Origin of the sequence: Streptomyces sp. NPDC006510 (assembly GCF_040611955.1) — a bacterium.
Classification (GTDB): domain Bacteria; phylum Actinomycetota; class Actinomycetes; order Streptomycetales; family Streptomycetaceae; genus Streptomyces.
On sequence record NZ_JBEXPH010000182.1, the window covers coordinates 1 to 15,800 of the forward strand.

Genomic DNA, 15,800 nt, shown 5'->3' on the forward strand with positions numbered 1-15,800 from the left:
CGCACCGGGTGGAGCCGAGCCAGCCGCGGGCGACCCCGGTCAGGGCGTGGCCCTCGGGGCAGGCGTCCCGCCAGGGGTCCTCCGGTTCGACGGAGAACCGGTAGGCGGCGCGCGGGACCAGCAGTCCGGCGGCCGCTCCCCAGAGTGCGGCGAGCACTGTCAGCATGGCGTCCACGGACCGACCCTAGGCGGGTGCCCGGCACGGGTCATGGGTCCTGGGGCCCACTGCGCGCCGTTCCGGACCCAGCGGCCGTCACCTGGCGCTACCTTCATGGCCATGGCTCAATGGCGCAATGGCAAGGGCACGTTGACGGTCACCGACGCACCGGGAGGGCAGGAGGAGGCGATACCGCTGCGGATCGCGGCCTCCTACCGGGCCCGGAGTCGCGGGCTGCTCGGGCAGGACGGGATCGACGGCGCCCTGCTGATCACCCCGTGCGGGAGTGTGCACAGCTTCCGGATGCGGTTCACCATCGATGTGGCGTATCTGGACCGGAAGTTCAGGGTCGTGGCGGTGCACACGATGAAGCCCGGTCGGCTGGGCATGCCCCGGCTGCGGGCCCGGCACGTGATCGAGGCGGAGGCCGGGGCGATGGAGAAGTGGGGGATCCGGCCGGGAGTCCGGGTGGCAATCGTCCAGAGCGAGGTCGACCGGAAGTGAGCGCAGCGGCCGCTGCCGATCCGCCGGAATCGGGCCACCGCGGCCGCTCCCGATACGCCTGAATCAGACCACCGCGGCCGCTCCCGATACGCCTGAATCAGACACCGCGATCGGCCCGCAGCCCTCGCTCCCCGCCAAGAATTACGGGACAGCCCTTACGGCCGCAGCTTGGTGCGGGAGCGCGGCAGGGCGGGCGCGATGGACCAGAGGACCTCGGCCTCCTCCTCGCCGGGGTTGTCCCAGGCGTGGGCGGCCCGCGCCGAGAACGTCGTCGAGTCGCCGGCCTCCAGGAACCTCGGCTCGCCGTCCACGCTCAGCCGCAGCGTGCCGCGGACCAGGTAGGCGAAGACCGTCTCGGCCTCCAGGCTGTACGCGCCGCCGGAGCCGCCGCCCGGCCGCAGGATCGTCCGCATGACCTGGACGTGTCGCTCCTCGGCGGGCGTGAGGAGGAACTCCTCGATGCCGTGCCCGCCCATCTCCAGCTTGGCGCCCAGGCCGCCCTTGACGACGTCCTGGTCCGGATAGTCGAAGAGCGTGGCGATGCCGGTGCCCAGTGCCTCGCAGATGCGGATCAGGGTCGGGACGGAGACCGAGGTCTTGCCGCGCTCGGCGAGGCTCACGAACCCCTTGGTCACGCCTGCCGCCTCGGCGACCTGAGCGAGCGTCAGCCCCTGCGCCAGGCGGAGCTCACGCAGTCGTGGACCGATCGTGGACATGTGACTGTCAGGGGCTTCGGACATGGCGGACACGCTACCTGTCGGGGACGTCACGGTCGGTGGCCGGGGGAAGGCGCAGGTCGGACGGGTCACCGGAAGGGTCTTTACCCATCGAGTTTAGTGCTGTAAAACTTGACGAAAGTTTAATGGCGCTAAACAAGACGCCCTGGCGGACCGCTGTGCCGCCCGCCGTCGGCCTCCGGCCGTGCCGCCCTCCCCCGATCGTTCCGCACCACCCGAGGAGTAAGCCGATGAGCTCCCCGTCCTTCCAAGAGAGCACCGCGCGCACCGTGCGCGGCGTCGTCCTCCGCTCCCCGGGCCAGGAGGTGACCGTCACCGACGTCACCCTGGACCCGCCCGGCCCCGGTGAGGTCGAGGTCGCCGTGGCGGCGGCCGGTGTCTGCCACTCCGACCTCCATGTCCTGCGCGGCGAGTGGGAGCACCCCACCCCGGTCGTGATGGGGCACGAGGGCTCCGGCGTGGTCACCGCGCTCGGCGCGGGCGTCACCGGGCTGGAGGTCGGCGACCATGTCGTCCTGTCCTGGGTCCCCTCCTGCGGCACCTGCCGCTTCTGCCTCGCCGGACGCCCCGCCGCGTGCAGCCTGGTCGCCGAGGTCGTCGCGCCCGGCGGGGTGCTGTACGACGGCACCAGCCGGCTCTCGGTCGACGGCGAGCGGGCCCACCACTACCTGGGCGTCTCCTCGTTCGCCGAGCGCGTCGTGGTCCCCGCCTCCGGCGCGATCAAGGTGCGCGAGGACGCGCCCCTCGACGTCATCGCCCTGGTCGGCTGCGCCATCGCCACCGGTGTCGGCGCGGTCCGCAACACGGCGGACGTCGAGGCCGGGGCCACCGTCGCCGTCATCGGCTGCGGCGGCGTGGGTCTGTCCTGCGTACAGGGCGCCCGGCTGGCGAAGGCCGGCCGCATCGTCGCCGTGGACGTCGTCCCGGAAAAGCTGGAGCTGGCCCGCCGGCTCGGCGCGACGGACGCGGTCGACGCCCGTGCCGGCGATGTCGTCGAGGCCCTGCGCGCCCTGGTCCCGGAGGGCCTGGACTACGTGTTCGACGCCATCGGCAAGATCGAGACCACCGAGCAGTCCATCGCGGCCCTCGGCCAGGGCGGCGCCGCCGTCATCGTCGGCCTCCCGCCGACCGGCCGCACCGCACGCTTCGACCCGCTCGCCCTCGCCGAGGCCGACCAGCGCATCCTCGGCTCCAACTACGGCTCGGTCGACGCCGGCCGGGACATCCCGGCGCTGGTCGACCTCGTGGTGTCGGGCGAGCTCGACGTGGAATCGATGATCTCGGCACGGCGTTCGCTGGACGAGGCGGGCGACGCGCTGACCGACCTCGCCGCCGGCCACGCCCTGCGCCAGCTGCTGATGATGGAGGACCGGACATGAGCACCGCCGGAAAGCAGACCACCGCAGGAAAGCCGGCCGACGGCCTGGCCCACCGCTCCGTCTCCACCTTCGAGGTCGGCGCGCAGAGCGTCGCGAACGTCGCGCCCAGCGCGGTCATCGCGTTCGCCCCCGCCAGCATGGCGGCGTCCGCGGGCAACGGCGCCTGGTTCTCGTTCTTCCTGGCCATGGCCGCCGTACTCGCCATCGCGTACTGCATCTGCGTCTTCGCCCGCAGGCGCGCCGGGGTCGGTTCGCTGTACGCCTTCTCCCGGCTCTCGCTCGGGGCGCCCGGCTCGTTCGTGACCGGCTGGGCGCTGCTCATCGGGGCGGTGTGCATCGGTTCGGGTTCGCTCGCCGGTGCCGGCTACTACACGGCGCGCGCCCTCGACCAGATCGGCATCGGGCTCTTCACCGGCATCCCCGGCCAGATCCTGCTCGACGTACTGCTGGCCGCCGTCGCGATCCGGCTGACCATCGCCAGTGTGCGGACGGCGGCACGGGTCGCCTCGGTGCTGGAGGTCGTGTCGATCGTCCTCATCGTCGTGGTGCTGGTCCCGGCCTTCTTCAAGAGCGGGAACATCATCGACACCGAGCAGCTGAGCCTCAGCGGTTCCACCCTCGACGGTGTCGTCTTCGCCGTGGTGCTGGGCGTGCTCGGCTTCGTCGGGTTCGAGGGCGCCGCGTCGCTGGGCGCCGAGGCCACCGACCCGTACCGGGCGATTCCCCGCTCGGTGATGGGCAGTGCGGTGCTGGCCGGTGTGCTGTACATGTTCGCCACCTACGCACAGGTCGCCGGGTTCGGCGGGGCGGACGCCCTGGCGAAGAGCACCGACCCGATGGACGAACTGGCGGAGCTGTCCGGCCTCGGCTTCCTCAAGTTCTTCCTGCACGCGGGCTTCGCGGCATCGTTCGTGGCCGTGGTGATGGCCTGCATCACCGTCGCCGCCCGGCTGCTGTTCGGCATGGCGAAGGAGGGTGTGATGCCGGCCCGGCTCGGTGTCGCCCACCCCCACCACCGGACCCCGTCCGCGGCCATCTGGGCCGTCGCCCCGTTCGTCGCCCTTCCCGCGGTGCTCGTGGTCGGCGCCGGAACCGAACCGCTGAACGCGACGACGTACATCGACACCATCGGTGTCTTCGGCTACATGCTCAGCTACACCCTGGTCTGTCTGGCCGCGCCGCTGTTCGTACGCCGGATCGGGGCCCGCGGCCTGCTGCTCACCTGGGGCCTGGGGCTGATCGGCGCCGCCGCGATGGTCTACGTCTTCTACCGCAACCTGTGGCCCGCTCCGGCCTGGCCGCTGAACGTGCTGCCGTACGTGTTCGTCGGCGCGCTGGTCGTCGGCATCGTCGGCTTCGCCGTCCTGCGCGTCCGCAGGCCGGAAGTCGCCGAACGCGCGGGAACGTTCGCGGACGACCTGGACTGACCCGCCCGCATCCCACGCTCTCCTTCCCCCCTTCCCTCTCCTCCCCCGATGCCCCGCCCCTCCGCACCTCGCGGCGGGGCGGGGCATCCCCCGTTGGGCCCGACTTTGGGGCCAAGGGCCCAGGTCACCCGGCTCGTACGCACGTACGCTCACGCTCGGCCCGAATGCGGAACCGCGGGCACAGGCATGGCAAGTGGGCGTCGGAGAGGAAGAACCGTGACTGGTGGCGGGGGCTGGGGAAGCGGAAGCGCGGGCCACATACCACCGCGGAACGGGGGTGGTGGCTCCGGTGCGAACGGTGGCGTGTTCTTCGCGCTGACCCGCAGTTGGGCCGCCGGCGCCCTGGTCTACATCGCCGCCGGGTATCTGGTGTCGCGCGGACTGGTCGAGCTGCTGGCCACCGACGAGCGGCTGACGAGCTTCGGCTGGCGCCTGGCCCTGCTACACGTCCCCAACGTCATCACGACCGTCCTCACGGTCCTGGCCTCCGCCCGCGTACTGCCGGACGAACACCGCGAATCCCGGCTGCTGACGCTCCTCGCCGCGCTCACCGTGCCGCTGGCCGCGCTCGTCTACGGGCTCGCCGTGTCCTGGCATCTCGTGGACGTCGAGGGCACGTTGATGCCGGTCGTCTCGCTGGCGACCGGCGCGGCGGCGGGGCTGGCCGTCGACCGGCTCCTGGACGACCGCGCGGACGAGCCGGAGCCCGCCCCGTACCGCCCGTACTCCTGGCGGGACGGCGGCGCCACGGCCATGGAGTACCTCGGGGTGGTCGTCCTCGTCGTCACGCTGATCGGCGCTATGGCCATGGCGGGTGTCGGCGGGCAGATCGGCGAGCGCATCCGCTGCGCGATCAGCTCGATGGGCGGCGGCGGTGGCGGCTGCACCACGGGCGGCGGCGACACCACCGCGAAGCCGAAGACGGACGCCGACTACGAGCCCAAGATGTGCCAGGTCTCCAGCATCTCCGACACCGTCGGCGACAAGGTCAAGATCGGCTGGTTCGAGTGGGGCAACGAGTACGGCTTCCAGCAGAAGGTCAGCCAGGCCAAGACCGATGTGAACGAGGACGGCAAGGTCGACGAGAACGACAAGCTGGTCTACATGACGTTCACGGACGCCGCCTCGGCCGGCGCCACCGCCAGCACCCCCGGCGTCAAGCTCGGCAAGCTGGGCAAGGCCGATGTGGACGTCGGCGGCGGCATCAAGATCACCAACGGTGACACCTGGGTCTTCAAGAGCGAGGAAGAAGCCAAGAAGATGCGGGACGACATCGAAGAAATGAAGATGTGGGAGACCTCCACCAAGTACAGCGGCGGCTACGGCGGCGGCTGGTACTCCGGGATGAAGTGGGCCGACAAGAAGAAGGACGTCGAGAGCAAGATCGGGGACAAGAAGATCTCCTACTCGACCATCGGTCTCAACGTCTACGCGGACGGCGGACTCTCCATCAGCGCGGGCGACGAGGCCAAGCTCGGCGCGAAGCTCGGCGGCAAGGCGAAGTTCTCCCCCGAGGTGACCATCACCAAGGACGACGTCAACGGCAACGAGTCGTACACGTACACCGCCAAGCTCGATCTGGAGGGCAAGGTCGGCGGATCGGCCGGTCCGCTGGGCGGCACGGCCTCCGCGAAGGACAGCCGGACCGGGGCGGTCACCGTCACCCGCGACCAGAAGACCGGGAAGATCGTCCGCATCGACATGACCCAGACCGTCGAGAACGGCTCGACGTCCGACAAGGGCGACATCAGCGGCGACAACGGCGAGAAGGGCAAGGACAAGCGGGGCGGCAAGGTCAGCGGCACCGACTCCTCCGGCGACACCGGCATCGAGGTCGTGACGAACTCGATCGTCTTCGGCAAGGACACCGACAAGGCCACCGAGGACAAGCGGGCCATCGCCGAGCAGTGGCTGGACGGCTCCGGCAACAACACCGCCCCGTTCGAGTACATGTTCGGCGATCGTTCCCTGGAGCAGAAGCCCACCGGAACCGATCCCTTCGACCAGCTGATGTACCAGGACGGCCTGTCGAGCAAGATGAAGTACAACGGTCAGACGGACGCCCAGGAGTTCGGCTTCGAGGTCTCGCTCGGCATGAGTCTGGGATTCTCCATCTCCGACGAGCACAAGAAGGAGACACTGACGGACGCGGAGTTCCTCGGGGCTCCGCAGGGCGACAAGCGCTCGTACCTTCCGTACAGCTACTGCGCGAAGTAGCCGTACGGGAAGCACCGACCACGCACGACGAAGAGGCGACAGGCGATGACGACGAAGAAGATGTACCGGGCGATCGGCGCAACTGCTGCCGCCGCCATCGGCCTCGCCCTGCTCACCGGCTGCGGCGGGGAGACCGCCGCGCTCCCGGAGGGCTGGGACAAGCTCGACACCAAGAGCCTCTCCGTCGGCTACCCCGGGGACAAGGGCTACAAGGAGCAGCCCGCCGCCGACCGGGCCGAGGCCAACGCGGCGGTCGCGCTCAAGGAGGAGGGCGGGCTGCGCACCGGCATGGTCTCCGTGCAGCTCGACTTCGCCACGGGCGTGGACAGCGCCGCCGAGGCGGCGTCCGCGGCCGGCGCCGGCATCGGTCTCGGGGCGACCCGCAAGGCGACCGAGGAGGTGCGGCTCGCAGGTGCGGAGGGCGCCCGTGACGCGCGCCGGATCGACTACGAGTTCACCTCGTCCGGCGAGGAGCGGACGCCGGCGCCGGGCACCCGGATGACGGGGGTCGTGGTGGCGGGCGTCGATTCGAAGGACGTGCCGTTCGCGGTCCGGATCAATGCGGTGAAGGGCTCGCTGAGCCCGAAGGACCTCGACGCGTTCGTCGACTCGATCACGGTCAAGTAGCGGATCGGGAGCGCTCGTCCATGCAGATCCTGCCCGGCGGCACGGCCACGTTCCTGCTGCTGTTCGGCCTGCTCCTCGGCGCGTTCGCGATCCGTTCGGCGCTGCGGCTGAACCGGGTGCTGCGGCTGGTGCGGCACGGCGAACGCGCCGAGGGGCGGTGCGCGGACCGCCGGACGGTCGACCGGGGGCCGGGCATGGAGCGGAGTTACGCCACCGAGTACGTCTTCGCGTTCCGTACCCGCGACGGCCGCGACATCGAGTTCACCGACCGTGCCCCGGGCCCGTTCGGCTTCGAGGTCGGGGCGTTGGTCCGGGTCAGCTACGACCCGGCCGACCCGGCGAAGAACGCCACGGTGGCCGGGCCGGGGGCGTGGGGGCCGGTGGCGATGCCCGCGCTGTTCGCGTTGGTGCTCGGGGTGTTCGCGGTGGGGCTGCTGCTGGGGTTCGTGGCGATGCGGGGATGGCTCTGAGTGCTGCCCGCGTGCGCCGGGGCGGCGAGGTCAGAACCTGTCGCGGTCGAAGGGCTCCGGGAGCTTGTCCAGCGCCCCGGACGCCCGCAGTCGCGTGTTCGCCTCGATGATCGTCTCGATGGACGGGGACTCCACACCGCCACGGGTGAGGTCGATGGCCAGTCCGCCGTGTGCGGTGCGGACGTACGTTCCGGGCAGATCACCGGGGGCGAGGGCGGCACGGCCGGCGGAGAGGAAGACCGCACGGCCGCAGCGGGGGTCGCTGTTCGCCAGGTCGAACCGCTCGGCCACCGCCCGGTACTGGGGCTTGCTGTACACCTGCCCGGCGTCGATCTCCCAGCTCTCCGCGAGGACGCGCAGGATCTCCGGAGCGCGCCGGATCACTTCTGCGGATTCGTCCACCTCGCGCGACCGGAGGACGAGGGAGACGGAATTCGGCGCGTAGAGCGATGTGCTGCCCGCGTGAATCGCTGAGGACACATTCGCCGCTCCGGGATTCTGCGCCCACAGCGACGACGTGTAACCCACCACGTCGAGGTCGGGACCCGTGTTCTTCCGTTCGATGTACTCCACCAGCGTGGGAACCGAGGGCTCCAGCAAGGGATCGGACGCGAGACCGTCCGCGGCCTCGTGCCATACGTCGAAGGTCGGGCCATCGATGTCCTTGAGCGCGGTGAGTGTGCCGGCCCAGCGCTCGGCGATGCTCCGCACGGTTTCCCCGCGAAGGCCCCAGAGACCATTGACGACGACGTACAGCACGACACGCTCTCCTCGGAGTTCCGGTTCTGCGTTCCGCTGCCCGCCCGGCGTTCAGCCGACCACATCATCAGGGGTGTTGATCACCTTAACGTTGATGCCCCGCTCCTCGAACATCTCTCGCGCCGCTTCGGCGACGTTCGGGTCGGAGAGGTGCCACTCGACCGGATTGCCGCGCGCCGCGTCGATCTGCCGGGTCGCCTGGTCTGCCCACCGGTCGGCGATCTTCGGGGTGAGCGTTCCGGTGTCGGCGTTGTAGAAGTCCGGGCCCGTGTACCCGTACTTCGCCTCCAGGTAGGTGCCCCGCGAGGCGTCCCAGCCGTCGAAGTCGACCGGCTTGCCCGTGAGCTTGTCCAGCGGCACCTGGTACTCCTTGCCGCGGCCCACCTTGGAGATCTGCTCCTGGTAGCGGGCACCCATCTCGGTCGCGTAGCTCCAGACGCCCGGCTTGATCTCCTGCCAGTTGCCCTCGCCGCCGTCCTTCGCCCCGGTCTGCGGATCCTTGAGGTCCTTGTACCAGGCCGGCTTCGGTTCGTTCTGGGCGGCTTCCAGGTTCTTCTTGCGCTTGGCCGCGGCGGCGGCCTTCTTCGCCTCGTCGGCCAGTCTCTGGGCCTCGTCGGCGGCGGCCTTCTTCTCCGGGTCGACCTCGTCGCACTTCCCGGCGAGGAATCCGACGGGTACGGAGGTGGGTGGCGCGGCGATGACGCCGGTGCCCGAGCCGGGCAGTCCGATGCCCGCGCCGCTGCCGTACGGGACCCGGACGCGACCGCCCATCCCGACGGTGCAGCCCTTGAGACCGGCCTCCTCGGCGGCGTCGTCGGCGTGCTTCTGCGCTTCCTGCGCGGCCCTCTCCGCGCCGTCGACATCGCCCGCCTTGGCGGCCTTCTTCGCCTTGTTCGCGGCATCCGAAGCCTTCTCGGCGACCTCGCCCAGCTTGCCGAGTTTCCCGAGCTTGCCCAGCTTTCCGAACTTGCCGACGAGCTTGGCCTCGCCGTAACCCGGGATGAACAGCGAGCCGATGTTCCAGAGACCGGTGCCGATCGCCTGGCCCTCGTTGCCCTCCTTCCACATGTCACGGACTTCGTCGCCGATGAACATGTCGTCGAGGACCTTGAGGCCGGTGCCGCCGGACGCCTTCGTCCAGTCCCAGACCGCGCCGAGGTAGTCGCCGTCGGACCACTTGTCCCCGGCGCCCTTGGAGTCCTGGCTCCACTTGTCGCCGAGGCTCTTGCCGTAGTCCATCAGGCCGTTCCACGCCTCGACGGGGTGGAAGATCGTGCCGATCGTGCCGGTGATGTCGCCCCACAGCCCGTCGCCGATCAGGCCCTTGAAGAAGCCGCCGGTCTGGTGCGCGGCGCAGGAGAAGAACGCGCCGACGCCCGAGGTGCAGCTCTCGCCGGGCTTCTCCTCGTCGCCGTTGCCGGTGTCGTCCTGGTCGTCGCCGCCGTCCGGCTCCCCGGAGGTGTCCACGTCGTCGCCACCGTCGTCGACCTGGATGGCGGTGTCACCCCCGCTGGAGCTTCCGGAGCCGCCGGAGCTGCCGTTGCCGCCCGAGCCCGATCCCGCGCCGCCCGATGCGCCGGTTCCGCCGGCCGTGTCGGTCCCACCGGCCGCGTTGGAGCCCCCGGCCACGTCCGAACCGCCGGAACCGGAACCTGCCGGGCCCGATCCGCCGGAGTCCGTTCCGCCCGTGGCCACCGATCCGCCGGAGTCCGTACCACCGGAAGCGTCCGTACCGCCGGAGTTCTTGCCGGGCCCCGCCTCCACATCGCTGCCGGGCGCGGGGCAGGCGCTCCCGGTGAGCCGGCAGATCGCGTCCTGCATCCCACCGGTCAGCTGGGCGGCGATACCCGTGACGACGAGTCCGCCGATGAGGGCCACGACCACCAGGACCATGCCCAGGTATTCCATCGCGGTCTGACCGGCGTCGTCCCGGCGCCACCTGATCATGCGCACGATGCTGAACCGCCGGTGCGGCGCCCGCTGTTCGAGGGGCAGATCGAACCATTCGCGCGCGCTCGGCCGGAACAGCAGGACGACGACGGCGACCGGCATCACCAGCTGTGTGACGCCGCGCCCACCGCCGTCCCCGCCTAGGTTCGCCAGTGCGCCGAAGGTGAGCCAGACGTGTACGGCCAGCAGCCCGCGCCAGATCCAGACGCCGCCGGTGCGCGCGTACAGCGAGAGCACGAACGCGGCCACACTCGGCAGCGCCGCGTACAGCAGCAGCCCGAACAGCTGGCCGTCGACCTCGTTGACCGCCGACGCCACCGTCAGCACACCGATGCCACCCAGAACGGCGGCCGCGAAGAGGAGCCGTACGAGGATCAGCACCGCCTGCAACGGACGCGGCAGCGACTGCCTGCCGCCCTGCTGGTGCACGGCGACACCGCCGGCACCACCCCCACCGGCACCACTCGAAACCGCAAATCCGCCTGTGCCAGACACGACGAGACCCCCAGTCTCCGGTGTACAGCCATGGCTCAGCAACTCCACACATCCGACCACACCGGCGCCCTTCGGGGCATGGGCCTCAGGACCCAATACAGGGCTCAAGGTTGCCGATTTCGGCGGAAGACACGGAGCGGAACAGCCGAACACCGCTACAGCGGACCCGCCGCTACCGGACGGGGACCTCGCTCCCGAACAGCATCCAGGGCGACTGGTCGTACGAGGTCACCCCCGCCAACTGCGGCTGCATCGCGGCGATCTCGTGCCGCACGGCCAGCGTGTCCGGCCAACTGTCGAAGAACGTCGTCCCGTTGACGACGACACCGCTCCAGTCGGTCGCCACGGAGGCGCCCTCGCGGTCGACGACGAAGCCGATACACAGCACGGAGGCCCGCCCTATCGCCTCCCTGATCGCCCTCGCGGCCACCTCCTGTTCGTCCCGGGTCAGCCGGCCGAACCCGAATTCCAGCGCGACGACTCCGTCCCTCATCCGACGGATGCGGGCGGGAACGTCGGTCCCGCTGTTCACCCACAACACGAAGTCGACGCTGTCGAGCCGCTGCAGCCCGGCCAGGAGTACGAGCTGTTCCCTGGTCACCCACGACGGGGTGCCCCGCGGACCCGGTCCCGGGCCGAGGAGCGTGACCCGCCTCGTGACCGGGTGGCTGAGCCGCAGACCCGCCGCGTCGAGGTCACTGAAGAGCGACTCGGAGTCCGGGCGGCTCCAGCCGAGGTGGTACGAGTAGAAGAAACCGTCACTCATCGACACATCACCCCATGAAAGTGCGGACACCACGCCTCGGACGAGTGGCGGCGCCCGGTGGAGACAGGTGGAGCGTGCAGTTCCAGATATCTGCGGGCACGCCGGACAGGCGCCCGTGGCGGGCGCCGGCCAGATGGCTCGCAGTCGGTCGTGCACGAGCGTAGTGAGGCCCGATCGCCGGGGCGTGGGCCCACGGACCCAGGAGCGGGCCCCAATGGACAATGTGGTGGACAGGGGACGGCCCGTCGCCCATGGTGTACGTCGATGACACGCACCGATTCGCCTCCCGCATGGGACGAGCGCACTCAGCTGGCCACCTTCCTCGACTACGTCCGCGACACCGCACGCGCGAAATGCGAGGGCATCTCGCCGGACGATGCCCGCCGGGCCCCGCTGCCCGGCTCTCCCCTGATGACGGTCGCCGGGCTGATCAACCACCTCAGCTGGGTGGAGTACTACTGGTTCGAAGTGGCCTTCCTCGGTGGTGAGGACGAGGGGCCGTGGACGGACGAGGACCCCGACCGTGAGATGCGCATCGCGGTGGACATGCCGCTCACCGACGTGATGTCGCTGTACGAGGAACGGACCGCCCGCTACCGCGAACTGGTCGCCTCCCACGACCTGGACACGTCGGCCAAGCGCCCTCGCGGCGACGGCACACATCCCGACCTGCGCTGGATCGTCCTGCATCTGATCGAGGAGACGGCCCGGCACAACGGCCACCTCGACCTGATCCGGGAGATCGTCGACGGCACCACCGGCAGGTAGGGCCGTTCGGCGCGCGACGCACGCACGCGCTGCCGCTGTCGGCTAGCCGATCGCGGCGACGGCGGGTGCGATGCGCTCGGCGACCTGGTGGGTGAAACTGACCGGGTGCCGGTCGGGCAGCACCTGGATCTCACTGATGCCCAGGCTCGCGTACGCCTCCGCGTCGGCGAGGAACGCGGCCGGTTTGCCCAGCACCGGGCCGCCGTACATCACGGTCTTGGTGATGGCGTCGTAATCCCGGCCCTCCGCGTCGCAGTGCGCCCGCAGCACGTCGAGCTTGTGGGCCACTTCCTCCTGGTCGGTGGCGAAGAGGTTGCACGCGTCCCCGTAGCGGGCGACCAGGAGCAGGGTCTTCCGCTCGCCCCCGCCGCCGATCATGATCGGCGGGTGCCCGCCGATCGGCTCGGGTACGCACAGCGTCTCGGCCAGCCGGTAGTGCCTGCCCCGGAACGGACCGTTGTCGTCGCTCCACATCTGCAGGCAGATCCGGATCGTCTCCTCCAGCCGTTCGAACCGCTCGGCGACCGGGACCACCGGCACTCCGAGCCCGTACTGCTCCCGCTCGTACCAGGAGGCACCGATGCCCAGCCTGGCCCGGCCGCCCGAGAGCACATCGAGGCTGGTGACGATCTTCGCCAGCAGGCCGGGATGCCGGTACACCACGCCCGTGACCATCAGGCCGAGCGTCATCCGCTGGCTCACCGCCGCCACGTAGCCGAGGGTGGTGTACCCCTCCAGCATCGGTTCGTCGGCGACACTCTGCCCGGTCTCCATCTGGAAGTAGTGGTCCATCACGCTGAAGGACGAGATCCCGCCCTGCTCGGCGACCCGCACCGACTCCGCGAGCGTGGGCGCGATGAGCGCGGGGTCGGCCGGTGTCGAGTAGTTCCAGTAGTGCAAGCCGAGCTTCACGTCCGACCTCCGCAGGTCAAGGAAGAGCAGGCCGGGACGGCATCGCCGCCCCGGCCGAAGTGTTCAGGACTCGTGCTTGGCGTGCTCGCTCTGCACCGCGTCGACGCTCACGTACTCGCGGTCGGGCATGTTCTTCGCGACCGTGGCACGATCCGTGAGCCCGTTCGCGGTGAAGTGGGAGACGAGTTGCTCCTTCGTCGCCGGGAACTTCAACCGCTTGAGGTCCGCCCGCAGGTTCGACCCGTTCGCTTCATAGATTTCCACATAGATTTCCACCAAGGCTTTCAGCTTCCCGATCCATCCTTCGACTACCCTACGTAGCCGTTCGTCACGCTACGCGAGGTCGGGGGCATCGGCATTTCGGTACGCCCGGCCGAGCGGATCCTGCGCTCGGCACGGGTACGCCATGGATGCCGCCGGGGGTGCGGCTCACGCGATACAGCACCGTTCCCGCCGCCCGACCGATACATACGGGTCAAAGATGGGCCGTTCTCGGACGCTTGCAGTCAGCCGTTCATGGTCGCTTGGTCGGTGGGCATGATCCACAGCTCGCCGACGGCGGCGTGCCGGGGCCGGGTGACCATGTAGGCGACACCGTCGGCGATGTCCTCGGGGGCAAGGACCTCGGTCTGCTTGTAGAAGGCGGCGATCGCTTCGCGGACCCCGGGCTTGTGGTCGTTGTGCGAGCCCAGCTCGGTGTCCACGCCGCCCGGCTCCAGGACGCCGACCCGCACGTGCCGCTGGGTGACCTCCTGGCGCAGCGACTCGGTGAAGCCGTTCACGCCGAACTTGGTCAGGTTGTAGACGCCGTAGTTGTTCCCGGCCACGCGGCCCGCGATCGAGCTGATGTTGACGATGTCGGCGACCCGGCGGGGCCCTTCCTCGGCGGCCTTGAACAGGTGGGGGAGGGCGGCGCGGGTGGTGTAGAGCAGGCCCTGGACATTGACGGCGATCATGCGCTCCCACTCGTCGGGGTCTGCGCCGGCGACGGGGCCGAGCAGCATCAGACCGGCGTTGTTGACCAGGGTGTCAAGGCGTCCGAAGTGCTCGATGGCCTGCTGGACGGCGGCCTCGGCCTGGGTGCGGTCGGTGATGTCCGCCGCCACCGCCAGCGCGGTGCCGCCCGCCTGCTCGATCTCGGCGGCCAGGTCGGCCAGCCGGTCCTTGCGGCGGGCCACGAGCACGACGCTCGCCCCCTGCTCGGCGAGCTGACGGGCGGTGGCGGCGCCGATACCGCTGCTTGCGCCGGTGACGAGCGCGACGGTGCCGGTGAGTTTCGATGCCATGACGGTGGTCCTCTTCTGTTGACGTACTGCGCAGGCGGCGAGAGGTGTCACATCAGATGCCGGACGAGGCCGAATGAGGCCGGATGAGGCCGGCCGAGTCGGCAATGCCAGGTGATCCCGGCGGTGGCAGCTTTTCCTCGCCCGTACTGCGCATTTTTCTCGAAAGGGCTTCAATCGGCCCGCTATCCAGGTAACCATCCGCAGACCCCGTCCGGACGCCCGTAAAGGGCACCGCTCATCCGGGGGTCTGGCGGTACCCCTCCCCAGGACGCCGACCGGCCCAGGGCCGCCGTACGGTGGAGTCATGGACCGCAGCACCGAGATCCGAGAGTTTCTGCGCACCCGCCGGGCCCGGATCACCCCCGAACAGGCCGGGCTCCCCCCGCACCCGGGCGCCCGCCGGGTCCCGGGGCTGCGCCGCGAGGAAGTCGCCCAGCTCGCCGGGGTCAGCGTCGACTACTACATCCGCCTGGAGCGGGGCCGCACCCAAGGTGTCTCCGAGACCGTCCTGGACGCCATTGCCCGCGCCCTGCATTTGGACGACACCGAACACGCTCACCTCTTCAACCTCGCCCAGCCCAGCACTGTCCGCCCCCGTCGTAAGCGGCCGCTCGCCCCGCAAAGGGTCAACCCCACCGTGTACCGGGCCCTGGACGCGCTCACCGTCCCCGCGATGGTCATGGGCCGGCGCATGGACATCCTGGCCGCCAACCGGCTCGGCTACGCCCTCTTCGCCGACTTCGAGGCACGGCCCCGCCGCGAGCGGAACGTCGCCCGCTTCGTCTTCCTCGACGAGGCCGCCCACGCGCTGTACGCCAACTGGGAAAAGGCCGCCGACGAGTGCGTGGCCGCGCTGCACCTGTATGCCGGACGCCATGCCGATGACCCTCAACTCACCGAACTCATCGGCGAGTTGTCTCTCCGCAGCGACGTCTTCCGCCGCATGTGGGCCGACCACGACGTCCTCGCTCACACCACCGGCACCAAAAACCTGGTCCACCCGCTCGTCGGCGAGCTCACCCTCGACTACGTGACCCTGGCCGTCGAGGGCGACCCGGACCAGTCCCTCATCATCCTCACCCCCGAACCCGCCTCCCCCTCCGCCGAAGCCCTCGGCATACTCGCCAGTTGGAACGGCACCTCCACCACCGCACCGCGCGCCCAACTGTGACCGCAAGGGCCTGGCACCACGACGGGCTTTCGGTGCCAGGCCCGTACGTCGGCTGCCGCACTTGCCATCCGGCTCACGACGCTAGTGCCGCATCAGGCAACGTTTGCCTTGTCGACGACGGCTTGTAGGTGCTGGTCGTCGGCATGGCGGTTTCGCCAGATGATGTAGCGGCGGA

At 70.1% G+C, this 15,800-nt stretch carries 15 protein-coding genes and 1 pseudogene; 8 read left to right on the forward strand and 8 right to left on the reverse strand.

The features are described 5' to 3' along the window. Nucleotides 1–175, reverse strand: a pseudogene (locus ABZY11_RS35315) (prepilin peptidase); the annotation flags it as partial. 96 nt (nt 176–271) lie between these two features. On the opposite strand from ABZY11_RS35315, the gene ABZY11_RS35320 reads away from it, so the two are divergent. Continuing rightward, a complete protein-coding gene (locus ABZY11_RS35320; protein ID WP_356483090.1) occupies nt 272–661 on the forward strand; it encodes a DUF192 domain-containing protein in 390 nt (129 codons plus the stop codon). Between the two features lie 155 nt (nt 662–816). Here ABZY11_RS35320 and ABZY11_RS35325 read toward each other — a convergent pair whose 3' ends face one another. Further along, nucleotides 817–1,401, reverse strand: a complete 585-nt coding sequence (locus ABZY11_RS35325) for an XRE family transcriptional regulator (protein WP_356483091.1) — start codon at nt 1,399–1,401, stop codon at nt 817–819. A 227-nt stretch (nt 1,402–1,628) separates the two neighbouring features. Between ABZY11_RS35325 and ABZY11_RS35330 the strand changes: the two genes are divergently transcribed. The 5 genes from ABZY11_RS35330 to ABZY11_RS35350 all read left to right on the forward strand — a co-directional run bounded on the left by ABZY11_RS35330 (nt 1,629) and on the right by ABZY11_RS35350 (nt 7,518). Beyond that, entirely contained in the window at nt 1,629–2,777 is a 1,149-nt protein-coding gene (locus ABZY11_RS35330; RefSeq protein ID WP_356483092.1) for a Zn-dependent alcohol dehydrogenase, read from the forward strand. Continuing rightward, on the forward strand, nt 2,774–4,204 hold the full coding sequence (locus tag ABZY11_RS35335) for an APC family permease (protein WP_356483093.1): 1,431 nt from the start codon (nt 2,774–2,776) through the stop codon (nt 4,202–4,204). Before ABZY11_RS35330 ends, ABZY11_RS35335 begins: the two co-directional genes overlap by 4 nt. A 216-nt stretch (nt 4,205–4,420) precedes the next feature. Then, nucleotides 4,421–6,421, forward strand: coding sequence for a hypothetical protein (locus ABZY11_RS35340; protein ID WP_356483094.1), 2,001 nt, complete (start codon nt 4,421–4,423; stop codon nt 6,419–6,421). A 45-nt stretch (nt 6,422–6,466) separates the two neighbouring features. Beyond that, nucleotides 6,467–7,048 (forward strand): hypothetical protein, encoded by a 582-nt coding sequence (locus ABZY11_RS35345; RefSeq protein WP_356483095.1) that lies wholly within the window; start codon nt 6,467–6,469, stop codon nt 7,046–7,048. A 20-nt stretch (nt 7,049–7,068) separates the two neighbouring features. Next, on the forward strand, nt 7,069–7,518 hold the full coding sequence (locus ABZY11_RS35350; RefSeq protein ID WP_356483096.1) for a DUF3592 domain-containing protein: 450 nt from the start codon (nt 7,069–7,071) through the stop codon (nt 7,516–7,518). 30 nt (nt 7,519–7,548) lie between these two features. Here the strand turns inward: ABZY11_RS35350 and ABZY11_RS35355 are convergent, their stop codons facing one another. The 3 genes from ABZY11_RS35355 to ABZY11_RS35365 all read right to left on the reverse strand — a co-directional run bounded on the left by ABZY11_RS35355 (nt 7,549) and on the right by ABZY11_RS35365 (nt 11,488). Further along, on the reverse strand, nt 7,549–8,277 hold the full coding sequence (locus ABZY11_RS35355; RefSeq protein ID WP_356483097.1) for an Imm52 family immunity protein: 729 nt from the start codon (nt 8,275–8,277) through the stop codon (nt 7,549–7,551). Nucleotides 8,278–8,328: 51 nt separating this feature from the next. After that, entirely contained in the window at nt 8,329–10,656 is a 2,328-nt protein-coding gene (locus ABZY11_RS35360; RefSeq protein WP_356483098.1) for a Tox-REase-5 domain-containing protein, read from the reverse strand. Nucleotides 10,657–10,894: 238 nt separating this feature from the next. Beyond that, a complete protein-coding gene (locus ABZY11_RS35365) occupies nt 10,895–11,488 on the reverse strand; it encodes a hypothetical protein (protein WP_356483099.1) in 594 nt (197 codons plus the stop codon). A gap of 264 nt (nt 11,489–11,752) precedes the next feature. On the opposite strand from ABZY11_RS35365, the gene ABZY11_RS35370 reads away from it, so the two are divergent. Next, on the forward strand, nt 11,753–12,256 hold the full coding sequence (locus tag ABZY11_RS35370; RefSeq protein WP_356483100.1) for a DinB family protein: 504 nt from the start codon (nt 11,753–11,755) through the stop codon (nt 12,254–12,256). A 42-nt stretch (nt 12,257–12,298) separates the two neighbouring features. On the opposite strand, the gene ABZY11_RS35375 is transcribed toward ABZY11_RS35370, so the two are convergent. From ABZY11_RS35375 to ABZY11_RS35385, 3 genes are all read right to left on the reverse strand, one after another. Next, nucleotides 12,299–13,156: an LLM class F420-dependent oxidoreductase gene (locus ABZY11_RS35375; protein WP_356483104.1), complete on the reverse strand. Its 858-nt coding sequence runs from the start codon at nt 13,154–13,156 to the stop codon at nt 12,299–12,301. Between the two features lie 75 nt (nt 13,157–13,231). Next, the gene (locus ABZY11_RS35380; protein WP_356483101.1) at nt 13,232–13,432 is read right to left on the reverse strand and encodes a DUF2795 domain-containing protein; all 201 of its coding nucleotides are present in this window, start codon (nt 13,430–13,432) and stop codon (nt 13,232–13,234) included. 242 nt (nt 13,433–13,674) lie between these two features. Beyond that, on the reverse strand, nt 13,675–14,454 hold the full coding sequence (locus ABZY11_RS35385) for an SDR family NAD(P)-dependent oxidoreductase (RefSeq protein ID WP_356483102.1): 780 nt from the start codon (nt 14,452–14,454) through the stop codon (nt 13,675–13,677). Between the two features lie 304 nt (nt 14,455–14,758). Between ABZY11_RS35385 and ABZY11_RS35390 the strand changes: the two genes are divergently transcribed. Beyond that, complete coding sequence (locus tag ABZY11_RS35390) at nt 14,759–15,625, forward strand: helix-turn-helix transcriptional regulator (RefSeq protein ID WP_356483103.1); 867 nt, start codon at nt 14,759–14,761, stop codon at nt 15,623–15,625. Nucleotides 15,626–15,800: the final 175 nt, after the last annotated feature.

Excerpts from the sequence above, each read along its gene's own strand:
- ABZY11_RS35365 (WP_356483099.1), bottom strand. The coding sequence starts at position 11,488 with ATGAGTGACGGTTTCTTCTACTCGTACCACCTCGGCTGGAGCCGCCCG.
- ABZY11_RS35325 (WP_356483091.1), bottom strand. The coding sequence starts at position 1,401 with ATGTCCGAAGCCCCTGACAGTCACATGTCCACGATCGGTCCACGACTG.
- ABZY11_RS35370 (WP_356483100.1), top strand. The coding sequence starts at position 11,753 with ATGACACGCACCGATTCGCCTCCCGCATGGGACGAGCGCACTCAGCTG.
- ABZY11_RS35335 (WP_356483093.1), top strand. The coding sequence starts at position 2,774 with ATGAGCACCGCCGGAAAGCAGACCACCGCAGGAAAGCCGGCCGACGGC.
- ABZY11_RS35320 (WP_356483090.1), top strand. The coding sequence starts at position 272 with ATGGCCATGGCTCAATGGCGCAATGGCAAGGGCACGTTGACGGTCACC.
- ABZY11_RS35385 (WP_356483102.1), bottom strand. The coding sequence starts at position 14,454 with ATGGCATCGAAACTCACCGGCACCGTCGCGCTCGTCACCGGCGCAAGC.
- ABZY11_RS35350 (WP_356483096.1), top strand. The coding sequence starts at position 7,069 with ATGCAGATCCTGCCCGGCGGCACGGCCACGTTCCTGCTGCTGTTCGGC.
- ABZY11_RS35330 (WP_356483092.1), top strand. The coding sequence starts at position 1,629 with ATGAGCTCCCCGTCCTTCCAAGAGAGCACCGCGCGCACCGTGCGCGGC.
- ABZY11_RS35345 (WP_356483095.1), top strand. The coding sequence starts at position 6,467 with ATGACGACGAAGAAGATGTACCGGGCGATCGGCGCAACTGCTGCCGCC.
- ABZY11_RS35390 (WP_356483103.1), top strand. The coding sequence starts at position 14,759 with ATGGACCGCAGCACCGAGATCCGAGAGTTTCTGCGCACCCGCCGGGCC.